Annotated in this window: 8 protein-coding genes; 4 read left to right on the forward strand and 4 right to left on the reverse strand. The window is 75.7% G+C overall.

Annotated features, from left to right (window positions below):
- Positions 1–40 precede the first annotated feature (40 nt).
- Positions 41–3,307: a non-ribosomal peptide synthetase gene (locus POF43_RS00125; protein WP_271323480.1), complete on the forward strand. Its 3,267-nt coding sequence runs from the start codon at positions 41–43 to the stop codon at positions 3,305–3,307.
- A 4-nt stretch (positions 3,308–3,311) separates the two neighbouring features.
- Positions 3,312–6,323 (forward strand): type I polyketide synthase, encoded by a 3,012-nt coding sequence (locus POF43_RS00130; protein WP_282704341.1) that lies wholly within the window; start codon positions 3,312–3,314, stop codon positions 6,321–6,323.
- A gap of 371 nt (positions 6,324–6,694) precedes the next feature.
- Here POF43_RS00130 and POF43_RS00135 read toward each other — a convergent pair whose 3' ends face one another.
- Together POF43_RS00135 and POF43_RS00140 are read right to left on the reverse strand one after the other, a co-directional pair.
- A complete protein-coding gene (locus POF43_RS00135; protein WP_271325033.1) occupies positions 6,695–7,291 on the reverse strand; it encodes an NADPH-dependent F420 reductase in 597 nt (198 codons plus the stop codon).
- 42 nt (positions 7,292–7,333) lie between these two features.
- The gene (locus POF43_RS00140; RefSeq protein ID WP_271325034.1) at positions 7,334–8,152 is read right to left on the reverse strand and encodes an inositol monophosphatase family protein; all 819 of its coding nucleotides are present in this window, start codon (positions 8,150–8,152) and stop codon (positions 7,334–7,336) included.
- A gap of 148 nt (positions 8,153–8,300) precedes the next feature.
- Between POF43_RS00140 and POF43_RS00145 the strand changes: the two genes are divergently transcribed.
- Both POF43_RS00145 and POF43_RS00150 read left to right on the forward strand, forming a co-directional pair.
- On the forward strand, positions 8,301–9,206 hold the full coding sequence (locus POF43_RS00145) for a LysR family transcriptional regulator (RefSeq protein ID WP_271325035.1): 906 nt from the start codon (positions 8,301–8,303) through the stop codon (positions 9,204–9,206).
- 58 nt (positions 9,207–9,264) lie between these two features.
- On the forward strand, positions 9,265–10,002 hold the full coding sequence (locus POF43_RS00150) for a hypothetical protein (protein WP_271325036.1): 738 nt from the start codon (positions 9,265–9,267) through the stop codon (positions 10,000–10,002).
- 150 nt (positions 10,003–10,152) lie between these two features.
- On the opposite strand, the gene POF43_RS00155 is transcribed toward POF43_RS00150, so the two are convergent.
- Entirely contained in the window at positions 10,153–11,172 is a 1,020-nt protein-coding gene (locus tag POF43_RS00155; protein WP_282704342.1) for a hypothetical protein, read from the reverse strand.
- Entirely contained in the window at positions 11,169–12,806 is a 1,638-nt protein-coding gene (locus tag POF43_RS00160; RefSeq protein ID WP_282704343.1) for a serine/threonine-protein kinase, read from the reverse strand. Before POF43_RS00160 ends, POF43_RS00155 begins: the two co-directional genes overlap by 4 nt.
- Between the last annotated feature and the right edge of the window lie 746 nt (positions 12,807–13,552).

Genomic DNA, 13,552 nt, shown 5'->3' on the forward strand with positions numbered 1-13,552 from the left:
CCGGCCCCGCAAGCACCCCGTTCCCCCGTGAGGCTGCCGCATGACCCGTTCAGAAACCGCCGCCGGGACCGCCGACGCCGACCTGTTCCCCGTCTCGTCGGCGCAGGCCCGGCTGCTGGTCGCCCACGGCATGCACCCGGACGGCGCCCAGTACAACGTCTACGCCGCCTTCACGGTGCGCGGCGCCCTCGACGTGCCGCTGCTGGAACGCTGTGTCGACGCGCTGGTGGCCCGGCACGAGGCGCTGCGCACCGGCATCCGGATCGTGGACGGCCGGCCGGCGCAGGCGGTGCTGCCCGCGGCCCGGGTCCGTGTCGAGGTCGAGGACGGCGTGCCGGTGGCGGCGGCCGCCGCACGGCTGGCGGCCCACGCGGGACGGCCGTTCGACCTGGCGCTCGCGCCGCTGCTGCGCTGCGCGGTGCTGCGGGTGGCGGACGGCAGCCACCGGCTGGTGCTGACCTCGCACCACGTGGTCTGCGACGGCTGGTCGATGGACCTGCTGCTGCGGGAGCTGTCCGCGGACTACCGGGCGGGCGGTCCGGGCACAGTCGCGGGCCCGGCGCTCCAGTACGCCGACTACGCGGCCTGGCACGGCGGCCGGGTCGCCGCCGGGGAGTTCGCCGGGTCCGTCGGCTTCTGGCGTGAGCACCTCGACGGCGCGCCGGCGCTGACCGCGCTGCCCACCGACCGGCCCAGGACCGCGGCGCGCACCGCGGACGGCGGCGTGGAGCGTTTCACCGTGCCGGCCGGGACCGTCGAGGAGCTGGAACGGGTGGGCCGGCAGGCCGGCGCCACCTTGTTCACCACGCTGTTCGCCGCGTTCAGCGCCTTCCTGGGCCGGCTGACCGGGCAGGACGACCTCGTCGTCGGCACCCCGGTCTCCGGCCGTGAACGGGCCGAACTGCACGGTGTGGTGGGCATGCTGGTCGACACCGTGGCCCTGCGCGCCGACCTGGGCGGCGACCCGGCGTTCCGCGAGCTGGTGGAGCGCACCGAGGCGCGGGTGCGTGCGTGCCGTCCGCACTTCGACGCGCCGTTCGAGAGTGTGGTGGCGGCGCTGGCGCCGGGCCGGGACCTGCGGCACGACCCGGTCTTCCAGGTGCTGTTCTCCCTCGACGACGCGCTCGAGCTGGCCCTGGACCTGCCGGGCGCCGAGGTGGAGGAGCTGGGGCTGTTCCTCGACGACGCCCGGTTCGACCTGCTGCTGCACCTCAAGCACGGTCCGCGCGGGCTGGAGGCGTACTTCTCCCACCGCACGGAACTGCTGTCGCCCGTGACGGTGCGCCGCTGGGCGGAGGGCTTCACCGTCTTCCTGGCGGACCTCGCCCGGCGCCCGGAACTGCCGGTGGGGCGGGCCGAGATACTGCCGCCGGCCCTGCGCGGAACGGTGCTGCGGGAGTGGAGCCACACGCCGGCCGGGCCGCGGGAGGCGGTGTTCACCCCGGTGCACGAGCGGATCGCCCGCACGGCCCGCAGGCGCCCGCACGCCCCGGCGGTCACCGGCGACGGCGCCGACCTGAGCTACGGCGAGCTGCTGGAGCGCGCCGACGCGCTCGCCGCCCGGTTGCGGGCGTACGGCGCCGGGCCGGAGCGGGTCGTCGGGATCTGCCGGGCGCGGGGCGCGGACACCCTCGTCGCGCTGCTGGCGGTGCTGCGGACCGGGGCCTGCTACCTGCCGCTCGACCCGGGGCATCCCGACGCCCGGATCGCCGCGCTCGTCGAGGGCGTCGCGCCGGTCGTGCTGCTGACCGACGCCGCCCGGGCACCGCGGCTGCGCGCCCTCGCCCCGGCACTGGCGGTACTCGACCCATACGCCCCCGCCGACGCCAATGCCCCCGCGCGCCCGGACGGCCCGCCGTCGGAACCGGCACCGACGCGGCCCGGGCAGCTCGCCTACACGCTGTACACCTCCGGCAGCACCGGGCGGCCCAAGGCGGTGGCCGTCACGCAGCGGAACCTGACCCATCTCGTCGACGCCCAGCGCGAGTTGCTGGGCCTGGACGCGGACGACCGGGTGCCGCAGTACGGGTCGCTGACCTTCGACCTGTCGGTCTGGGAGATCTTCGCGACCTGGGTGTCGGGCGCGGTGCTGTGCGTGGCGGCCGACCACGAACGCCTCGGGTCCGCCCTGCTGGAGTTCCTGGGCCGGCAGCGCGTCACCAAGGCCCTGCTGCCGCCCACCGCGCTGGGCACCCTGCCGGCCACCGCGCCGGCGGCGCTGCCGGACCTGACCACCCTGATCAGCGGTGGCGACGTGTGCCCGCAGCGGCTGGGCGACGCGTGGGCCGCCGGGCGCCGGTTCCTCAACGCCTACGGCCCCACCGAGACCACCTGCTGCGCGACGGTCGCCGAGGTGACGTGCGGCGAGCTGCCGCCCATCGGCCGGCCGGTCCCCGGCAGCAGGGCCTACGTGCTCGACCGGCACCTCCAGCCGGTCCTGCCGGGCACCACCGGCGAGGTCTACATCGGCGGCGACTCCCCCGCCCGCGGATACTCCGGCGACCCGGCGCAGACCGCCGGCCGCTTCGTCGCCGATCCGCACTCCCCCGTGCCGGGCGCGCGGATGTACCGCACCGGGGACCTGGCGCACCACGGGCCCGACGGGCGGCTGTACTTCCGGCACCGCGACGACAACCAGCTCAAGCACCACGGCGTCCGCGTCGAGGCCGCCGAGATCGAGTCCGTGCTCGTGCTGCACGACGACGTCGGCCAGGCCGCCGTCGCGGTCCAGCCCGACGCGCGCGGCGAACAGCGGCTGACCGCCCACCTGGTGGCGGCGCCGGGGCGTACGGTCGAGCCGGGGCCGCTGCGCCGCTGGCTGGCCGACCGGCTGCCGCCGTCCCACCTGCCCGAGCTGCTCAACCCGGTCGCGGCCCTGCCCCTCAACAGCAGCGGCAAGGTCGACCGCGCGGCGCTGCCCACGCCACCGGCGCCGGCAGACGACCGTCCGGTGCCCGGCACCCGGGGGCGCACCGCGACGCAGGACCGGGTCGCGGCGGTGTGGGCCGACGTCCTCGGGCTGCCCGGGGTCGGGGTCCACGACAACTTCTTCGACCTGGGCGGCAGTTCGGTGCGCCTGCTGGCCGTGCACGCCGCCCTGGTGGTCGACCGTCCCGGGCTGCGGATGGTCGACCTGTTCCGGCATCCCACCGTCGCCACGCTGGCCGGCCACCTCGACGGCGCCCGCCCCGCCGGGGACGACGCGCGGGAGGCCCCGGCCGGCCGGCCGCCGGCCGCGGCGGCGGGCCGCAGGCGCGTGCAGGAACGCCGCGCCCGCCTCGCCCACGTGAAGCACCTCGGAGAGTGAACAGATGACCAGCGACTACTCCCTAGCGATCGTCGGGATGAGCGGCCGGTTCCCCGGCGCACGCGACACCGGCGAGTTCTGGGCCGGTCTGGAGGCGGGCGTCTGCTCGCTCACCGACCTGACCGCCGAGGACCTGGCACAGGCCGGCGTCGACCCGGCGCTGTCCGGCCATCGCGACTACGTGGCCGCCAAGGGCGTACTGGCGGAGCCCGACCGCTTCGACGCCGACCTGTTCGGCTTCGGCGCGGTCGAGGCGGCCGCCCTGGACCCCCAGCACCGGGTGCTGCTGGAGACCGCCTGGGCGGCGCTGGAGGACGCCGGGATCGCCCCGCGTTCGGCGGCCGCGCGCACCGGCGTGTACGTCGGCGGCAGCCTCACCGAGCACTCGGTGGCCGCGTACGGCGACCCGTCGCTGGCGGAGCGGATCGGCGAGATGCAGGTGCGCCTGCTCAGCGACCGGGAGTTCCTGGCCGCCTGGATCTCCTACCGCCTGGCGCTGGAGGGCCCCAGCCTCACCGTGCAGACCGCCTGCTCGACGTCGCTGGCCGCGGTCCACCTGGCGGCCCAGGCGCTGCTGGCCGGCGAGTGCGACACCGCGCTGGCCGGCGGCGTGTCGATCGCCTCGATCCGCAGGACCGGCTACCTGTACCGGGAGGGCGGCGTCGGTTCGCCCGACGGCCGCTGCCGGCCCTTCGACGAGGCGGCCGCCGGCACCCTCAGCGGCGACGGCGCCGGGATCGTGGTGCTGCGGCGCCTGGAGGACGCGATCGCCGACGGCGACCCGATCCGCGCGGTCATCCGCGGCAGCGCCCTGACCAGCGACGGCAACGGCAAGGTCGGCTTCGCCGCGCCGGGGCCCGGGGGGCAGCGCAGGGCGATCGCCGAGGCGTGGGCGGCCGCCGGGCTCGACCCGGCCGACGCCCAGTACCTGGAGATGCACGGCACCGGCACCGTGCTGGGCGACCAGGTGGAGATCGCGAGCGTCACCGACGCCATGGGGGGCGCCGCGGCACCGGGCGGCTGCGCCATCGGGTCGGTGAAGTCCAACATCGGCCACCTGGACGCCGCCGCCGGCGTCGCCGGGCTCATCAAGGTCGTGCTGATGCTGGAGCACGGCACGGTGGCGCCCACCGTCAACGTCTCCCGCCCGCACCCCGACCTGTTCGCGCCCGGCTCCCCCCTGCGGCTGGCCACCGAAGCCGCCCCCTGGCCGCGGCCGGCCGGCGGCACCCGGCTGGCCGGCGTCACCTCCGTGGGCCTGGGCGGCACCAACGTGCACGTCGTGCTGGAGGAGGCCCCGGTCACCCCGGGAACGCCCGCGGCCCCGGCGCGCGGGGCCGAACTGCTGCCGCTGTCGGCCGGCACCGGCGAGCAGGTCGCCGCCCTGGCCCGCGACCTGGCCGCCGCCCTGCGGGCCCCCGGCGCGCCGTCGCTGGCCGACACCGCCCGGACCCTTCAGACCGCGCGGGCCGGCCTCGGCCGGCGCGCGTGGGTGGTGGCGGGCGACCGCGCGGCGGCGCTGACGGCGCTCGACACGCTCGCGGCGGGGCCGCGCGCGGGCGTCGCCGCCGAGGTCGGGGACGACGGTACGGCACCGGCGCCGGTCTTCCTCTTCTCCGGCCAGTCCGGCCAGTACCCGGACGCGGGACGGCAGTTGTACGACGACTTCCCCCTCTTCCGCGACGAGCTCGACGCGTGCGCGGACGTCCTGCTGTCGGCCGGCGGCCCCGACCCGCGCCCGTGGCGGGCCGGGGAGCGGTCGGACACTGGGTACTGGCAGCCGGCACTGGTCGCCCTGGAGCTGGCCGCGGTCCGCCTGTGGGCGGGCTGGGGGATCACCCCGGCCGCGGTGGTCGGCCACAGCGTCGGGGAGTACCCGGCCGCCGTGGTGAGCGGCGTGATGGACCGCTCGGACGCCCTGATCCTGGCGGCGGCGCGCGGCAGCCTGATGGAACGCACCGCCCCGGGCCGGATGCTGGCCGTCGCCGTCAGCGAGCAGGAGGCGGCGGCGTTCACCGGCCCGCAGGTGGAACTCGCGGCGGTCAACGGGCCCCGCTCGGTGGTCCTTTCGGGCCCGGCGGCGGCCGTCGAGGCGCTCGCGGACGGGCTGGCGGCCAAGCGGGTCCCGTTCCGCTTCCTCGGCGTGGACCGCGCCTTCCACTCGGCGCTGATGGAACCGGTCCTGGCGGAGTTCGCCGGCCGGGTCGGCGCGGTCCGGCTCGGCGTGCCGCGCCTGCCGGTGTTCTCCACGGTCACCGGTGCCCGGCTGACGCCCGGCGAGGCGGCCGACCCGGCCTACTGGACCGGGCAGTTGCGCGGGCCGGTGCGCTACCGCGACGCGGTGGCCGCCGCCGGTGAGGCCGCGCCGGGACCGCTGCTGGAGCTGGGCCCGGGCAACGCGCTCGTCGCGCAGGGCAGGCGCTCGGTGCCCGGCCGGCGCGGTCACGCGACGTTCGGTACGGCCGCCGGGGCCGGGGAGAGCACGGCGGCGCTGCGCGCGCTGGGCGACCTGTGGTCGCGCGGCCACGCGGTGGACTGGACCGGGGTGCCGGCCCCCACCGCGCACCGCGTACGCCTGCCGGCCCACCCCTTCGCCGGCCGGCGGTGGGGAGCGCTGGTCCCGGCCGCGCCCTCCCGGCCCGCCGCCCCCGCCGAGGCGGCCGCCCCCGCCCCGGCCGAGCCCCAACCGGTCGACTGCGCCGAGGAGTTCGACGACGGCCTCGCGGCCCGGGTGACCCGGCTGCTGGATGAGGCCCTCGGCCTGACCGGCCCGGACGACCTCGACCTGACCTACTTCGCGGCCGGCGGCGACTCACTGACCGCCGTCCAGGTCGTCGGCCGCCTCCGCGACGACCTCGGCATCGAGATCCCGGTGACGTTGCTGCTGGAGAAGCTGACGATCCGTCAACTCGTCGAGCGCGTCGTCGCGACGGAGGCGGAGTCCCGCGAGGCCGACGACCTGTTCAGCTCCCTGCTGGAGGGGCTGGAGGAGGAGGGCGGGGACGCGGTGGGTTGACGCGACGCTCGGCCCGAGGGGCGGGTGCTCGGCAAGCACGGGGTCCCGTGCTTGCCGTGCACCCGCGAAATATCCCCTCGGCGCCGCCGGGATCGTGCGCCGGTTGCAGGAGGAGGGCCACGTCGTCGGTCCCGGCCCCCTCTCGCCGTACCTGACCGAGCGCATCCGCCGCTTCGGCAGGTACTGCGCCCGTGAACCCGGCCTTGAGCGCGACGCCTGCGCCCCGGTCCGGACGTCGGCTTCAGCCCGCCGCGCGGCGGGGCCCCGGCAGGGGTTGGCCGTGGGTCGCCGTCCGGCGCGCGATCGCCGACCCGGGCCGCGCTGCCGTGTCCGTTGTGGACGCGGACCCGGCGGGGCGCGCCGTGTGCGGATCAGCGGGCGATCGAGATCGCGAAGGGCGCGAACCCGCTGGAGCGGATCACGTGCGGTACGAACAGTATCGCGGCCTCCGTGGCGCGGGCGGTCTCGATCCCGCCGAGATCGGTGATCCACTCGTTGTGCCAGCCGAGGTCGACGAGCAGTTCACGGACGGTCTGCTTGGCCTGCGGGTCCTCGCCGGACAGGAAGGCGTCGGGCGCCCGGGTGAGCGTGGCGGGCGCGGTCATCACCGTGAAGAGCATGGTGTTGAGCGTCTTGACGACGCGCGTTTCGGGGAGCGCTTCCTGGAGTTGCTCGGCGAGGCTCGATCCGGGGTGGATCAGGTCGGCGGGCAGTCCGTCCGGTCCGTCGACGGTCGCGTTGGAGACGTCGACAAGGATCTTGCCGCGCAGTTCCTCGCGCAGGGCGGCGAGCCGGTCCAGCGAGCCGGCGCCCGGGGTGGCGTTGATGACGATCCGGGCCGTGCGGGCGGCCTCGGCGGCGGCGCCCGGCGCGCGGCCCGCCACGGTCACCTCATGCCCCGCCCGGGTGAGGGCTGTGGCCAGGCCGCCACCGACGCGGCCCTTTCCGAGTACAGCGATCGCGGTCATGATGATCCGGTCCTTTCCATGCGTACGGGTTGTGGTGCGCGGTCAGCGGGAGAGCGTGGCGACGGCCTCGGCATGGACGCCTGGTGCGGCGGCCAGGAAGCTCTCGCTCTGCGGGGTCCAGGGGCGGCCCTCGGCGTCGGAGATCCGTCCGCCGGCCTCGGTGACGAGCAGCGCCCCGGGCAGCAGGTCCGCGCGGGCGCCGGCGAAGTGCCAGAAGGCGTCGATCCGGCCGGCGGCCACGTTGAGCAGGTGCAAGGTCGCGGGCACGGCGACGCGGACGACGAGCGCGTCCAAGAGCATCGCGGTGATCGAGGAACCGACGCGCCGCACGACCGTCTCGTCCTCGTCCGGCCGGGCCTGGCTGGTGGCCACGATGCCCAGGCCGAGTTCCGCGGTCCGGGAGACGCGCAACGGCCGGCCGTCGAGGTGGGCGCCCGCGCCGGTGAGGGCGGTGTACGTCTCGCCGGTCAACGGCAGGTGGACCGCGGTGAGCACCGGCCGGTTGTCCCGCACGAGGGTGGCCGTCACCGCCCACTCCGGCAGGGAGTGCAGGTGGTTGACGTTGCCTTCGGCCGGATCCACGACCCACCATTCGCCGGGCGGCAGCTCTCCGGCGTCCAGCTCGGCCTCCACCCAGTCGGCGTCCGGGCGCAGGCGCGTGAGGCGGGGGCGCAGGATGTTCAGGGCCGTGTCGTCGTTGGCGGCCAGCGCGTGCATCAACTCCTCGCGGGTTCCGTAACGGACCACCTCACCGAAGCGCTCGCGCAGTGCCGAACCGGCCGCGCGCACGGCGATCGCGGTCCGGCCCAGCAGGTCGGCGTCGCAGGCGGCGGCGTCCGTGGTCTGAAGCGTTTCGGACATGGTGGAACTCCCGGGTGAGCAGGGGGGATGAGGCCGGTCGGACCGAGCGGTGCGTTCTGTTCCGCGTTCTCGTTTCGGCGGCGTTTCAACGGTATGGAGTCGGTGAGTTAACTTCAAATGCATGTAAGACACGGATAGAATTACTCGCATGCAATTGGATTTGAACCTGCTCGCCGCGCTCGACGCACTGCTGGAGGAGGGAAGCGTGGCCGGGGCGGCCGCACGCCTGCATGTCACCGCCCCCGCGATGAGCCGGAGCCTGGGCCGGATCCGGCGCACGACCGGGGATCAGATCCTGGTGCGCACCGGCCGCACGATGACCCCGACGCCGTACGCGATCGCCGTCCGGGCACAGGTGCACGCGCTGTTGCACCAGGTCCACGGGGTGCTGGCGCCGAGCCGCGAACTCGATCTGGCGACGCTGGAGCGCACTTTCACGCTCCGCTGGCACGATTCCCTGGTAGCCCTGAGCGGCCCCGCGCTGCTCGCGGCCGTGCGTGGACAGGCGCCGGGCGTGCGGTTGCGCTTCGTCGCGGAATCGAGCGTCGACACCCCCGAGTTGCGGCGCGGCGAGGTCGACCTGGAGGCGAACGCCAACCGCCCGGGAGCAGCGGACATCCGTGCCGAGAACGTGGGCGGGACCCGCCTCGTCGTCGTCGTGAGGCGCGGGCATCCCCTCACCCGCGTCAGGACCGTCACCGCTCAGCGGTACGCCGCCGCTGAGCACGTCACCGTCTCGCGACGCGGAAACCTCAGCAACGCCCTCGACGACGCCCTCGCCCGGCTCGGCCTCACCCGCCGCGTGGTGGCGACCGCGCCCACGGAAGCGGCCGCGCTGGAGTTCGCGCGCGGCTCCGATCTCCTGGTCAGCGTCCCCGAGGCCACCACGCGTTCGGCGGTCAGCGACCTCGGCCTGGTCGTGCTCCCCCTCCCGCTCGAAGTGCCGTCGGCGCCGATATACCTGTCGTGGCACCAGCGCTACGACACCGACCCGGCCCACGCCTGGCTGCGCGGACTGACGCGAACCGCGCTGGCCACGTGCGGAACGTCGTAGCCGGCACCGTCCGACCGCCACAGGACCCGTCGCGCCGACCGGCCCCGGGCTGCCGCGCATGACGGGCGAGGGGGTCGTCCGGGCGGACGAGGTGCCGGAACCGGTGGAGCGGTCGGCGGCACGCATGCGCGACCAGTGGCCGGGGTTCGTGCTGCGGGGCGAGGTACCGGCGCGGTACCGGGAGCGGGCGGTCCGGTACTTCGGGGAGTTCGCCCTGGTGGTGGTCGACGGCGGAGAGGCGGTCGCCGATGGGCGGGGGGTGCCGCTGCGGTGGGACGGCCGGCCGGAGAGGCTGCCCGCCGGCTACGACGGAGCGCTGGCGGCGTCGGTCGAGGGCCGTGAGCGCGGGGAGAAGGCCGACACCCTGTGCGTGATGTCGGCCACCGTGCGGGGTGACCGGGCCGGCCGTGGACTGGCCGGTGTCCTGCTGACCGCGCTGCGGGAACGGGCGGCCGCCGCCGGGCTGGCACGGGTGATCGTGCCGGTGCGTCCGCCCACGAAGGCGTACTCCCCCCGCACGGACATGGCCGAGTTCGCCGAACGCCGACGGCCCGACGGCCTCCACCCCGACCCGTGGATCCGCACCCACCAACGGCTGGGCGCGGTGGTGCTGGGACCGGCGCCGCGCTCGATGGTGGTGACCGCCGACGTGGAGCACTGGGAAAGGTGGACCGGCATGACGTTCCCGGTCTCCGGGGAGTACGAGGTGCCGGGCGCACTGGATCCGGTGATGATCGACCGGGAACGGGATCTGGGCCGCTACGCGGAGACCAACGTGTGGATGCGGCACAGCTAGGACGACGGGCACGGCGGGCGGACCCGGGCCCCGGCCCCGGGCCGTCAACCACCGGTCGGCACGGCCGTCACCGCCGCGCCGCCGGAAAGCCCGCGCCCGTGCCCGCCGACACCACCCCGCGCGGTCCCGTGACGGCGAACTTCCCTCCGGCTAGCGGCAGTCGTACGTGAACGAGACCGACGCGGTCCGCGGATCGGGGGAGATGACGTCGAGGGAGGCGGTGGCGTGGAAGGTGCCGTGGCCCACGAACGTCCAGCGCAGGGGGAGCCGCAGGGTGGTCGGGCCGGCGGCGACGTGCTGGGTCGTCGGGCCGGTGTCGGTGCCGTCGCTGCGGTGCCAGCGGTAACGCAGCGTCCCCGCGCGGCCGTTGGTGCGCACGGTACCGACCACCTCTTCCGTGCCGCCGCACGCCAGGGTGCCGGACGGCGCGGAGACCGCGACGGACCGCAGCGCGAGGGCGGGCCCCTGCCGCTGCCAGAGCAGCAGGGCGATGACGGCCAGCACCACCAGCGCGCCGGTCAGGTAACCGGTCCTGCGGCGCCGCCGGGGAGCCGGCGGGGAAGCGCCGTGCCAGACGGCCGCGATCGCCGCCGTCTCCGGGGCCGGCACGCCGGGGCCGAAACGGATCACGGTCGGCGGGGCCCCGGCGGATTCCGGTGGCGTCCGGCCGGATTCCGGTCGCGTCACACCGATCGGCACCGTCGGCGACGGTGCCGTACGCACGGGCCCCGTCACCTCCTCCCGCACCGTCGTCAGCACGTCCCGGCGAGGTTCCGGTTCGGCCCGCGTGAACACGTCGGCCCCGGGGCGAGGCAGCGACCGCGTGGGCACGTCGGCCCCGGCCTCGCCGAGCCACCGCGTCGGCACGTCGGCTCCAGGGTCCGCGAACGAGCGCGTCGGCACGTCGGCCCCCGCACCGGCCGGCGACCGCGTCGACCCGTCGGCCCCGACCCCGTCGAGCGACCGCGTCGGCGCGGGTGTCACATCGACGGTGACCACGTCCGGCGACGAGTTGGCCGGCTCCGGGGCGTCGTCGGCCACCAGCGGAACGGCCGTCCACGACTGGGAGGTTGCGGGGGCGTCGCCCAGGCGGAGGGTCGTGGTGTCGGGGGCGGGGGCGGACTTCGGCTTGTGCAGCCGCCAAGTGGGCTGCTCTTCCTGGCTGTTCACTGGATCGGGCAATCTACGTAGGTGGACTGGGAGGGACTTCCGTCGGCCGCCGCCGGTGACGAGGTCAGGGTGACGCCGAAGTACCGGCCGCAGTACTGCCGGGAGAACGTGTACTCGGGGAAGGGAATCCGCAGGTAGCGGGTCTTGCCGGAGACGGTCACGCTCTCGGTGTCCACCACGGTGTCGGACTTCCCGTCCGGGCTGACGAACCACCGGGCGGTCAGCACGACCGGCTGGACGCCGTCCGTCGTGGCGTTGGCGTACAGCTCGCCGTCATACGTGCTGGTGTCCACGTCGAAGACGTCGATGGCCAGGTCCGTCACGTGAACGGTGGGCGGCGGGGGCGGCGCGGTCGCGCTGACCGTGGTGCCGGCGGACGCCGCGGTGGTGGGGGTGGCCGTGGGGGTGGGGTCCGGCGCCGGGTCGGGGGACGCCGACGGGGCGACGTCGGCCGAGGGCGTGGCGGACACCGAGGGCGACGCGGAGGCGGAGGCGCCGGGACCGGCGGAGGCGGACGGTGACGCGGACGCGGCTCCCGGCGCGACACCGGTGGAGGCGTACCCGGTCGGGATCGCCACCGCCTTCGACACCGCGGTCGTCCCGACCCGCAGCGCGCCCATCGCGTAACCGCCGAGGAGCAGCAGGGCGACCACGGCGAGGATCGCGGCGGCCAGCACCCGGCCCGCCGGCCTGCGCGGTCTTCGCGCGGGCGGCGGCGCGGCGCCGAGCACCGTGGTGGCCAGCGCCGTACCGCCCTCGGCCACCCCGTTGGCGGACGGGAACAGGAACAGCAACAGCGCCGCCAGCTGGGCGAGTTCGCGCTGCCCGGTCTCCTGCCAGTCCGCGCCGTAGGCGGCGCCGGCCACCTCCTCCAGCTCCACGAGGAACCGCGCGGCGCTCGCCGGCCGGTCCGCGGGCTCCTTGGCCAGGCCGCGCCGTATCAGCGGCCGCAACGCCTCGGGCGCCGCGTCGTCCGGGATGGGCGCGCTGGTGTGCTGCACCATCAGCTCGGCGGTGGTCGCGCCGGGGTAGGGCCGCGATCCGGTGAGACACTCGAAGAACGTCACCGTCGCCGCGTACACGTCGGCCAGCGGTGCGGCGGGACTGCCGGTCCAGCGTTCGGGGGCCATGTACGGCGGCGTGCCGACCAGGCGCCCGGTCCCGCCGTTCGCCATCGCGATGCCGAAGTCGCCGAGCTTGGACGAGCCGTCGGCGGCGACCAGGACGTTCTCCGGTTTGTAGTCCCGGTGCACGACGCCCGCCGCGTGCGCCGCGGCCAGCCCCTGGAGGGAGCCCTTGAGCACCACGAGCGCCGCCTCGGGCCCGGTCGCGCCCTCCGCGCGCAGCAGGGCGCGCAGCGAGATCCCGTCGACCAGCTCCATCACGATCGCGGCGCCGCGCGGCTCCTCCACGTACTCCCACAGCCGCACCACGTGCGGTGATCCGAGGTCGCCGAGCAGTCGTGCCTCGGCCCGGAAACCGGTCAGGAACTCCTCGCTGCCGCGCAGTTCCTCCCCGAGGTACTTGATCGCGACCGCGCTGCCGGTCCCCTCGTGCCGCGCCAGCAGAACCCGGCCGCCCGCGCCGGATCCCAGCTCACGTATGTGGGTGTATCCAGGTACGACCCATGACATCGCCTACGCCCCCCTCGCCCGGCGGCAACGCGCCGGAACAGCCCCTACCGTGACGACAGACGGAAGATAGCGCAGGTCGACGGGCCCGCCAAAGCCGAACCCGACCGCCTGCCCGGTTGTGACGGAACCCGTACGTACCCGGTGCCCGGGGGCCGCCTCGGGCCGGGCCCGCCGGGCGCGACGACGGCCGCCGCTCCCCCGGACGAACGGCCCACCGGGAAGGCTCGCGACGGCAACGCCGCATCCCCGCCCGGGCCCGCGCGGCGCGGCGCGCGCCGGGGGTTCGGGCCGCGGCGATGACCAGGCAAACCCCTAAGCCTGGCTCCGATGGGTTGAAACCCGGGCCAGGGGTCGGCGGATAGTAGGAGGGCAGAGCTCAGGAAACCGGCGACGCCGCCGAACCGGCGTGAAAGCGCCCACCGGCCGCGCGGCCGTCTCATCGGAAGGACATGCCATGACTTCACCTCGCTCCACGGACGCTCCGACCGCCACGTCCCGCGCTTTCGCCGGCCTCTTCCCGGCCCCGGCCGACCGCTGTCCCGGCAGCCACCGCTGACCCGGGTCACCGGCCAACCGGCCGGTGCCACCTGCTTCCAGCGCCCGACGGCCCGCGACCTCACCGAACGGACGCCGGGCTTGCGGAAGTTGCCCGACCGTACGCGCCGGGGCTCCGGTCACCGCGCGGCAGCGGCTGGTTGACGCTACGTCAGATCAACGCTGCGCGAGGCGGGCCCCGGCCACCCGGC

Source organism: Streptantibioticus silvisoli, from assembly GCF_027947535.2.
Classification (GTDB): domain Bacteria; phylum Actinomycetota; class Actinomycetes; order Streptomycetales; family Streptomycetaceae; genus Streptantibioticus_C; species Streptantibioticus_C silvisoli.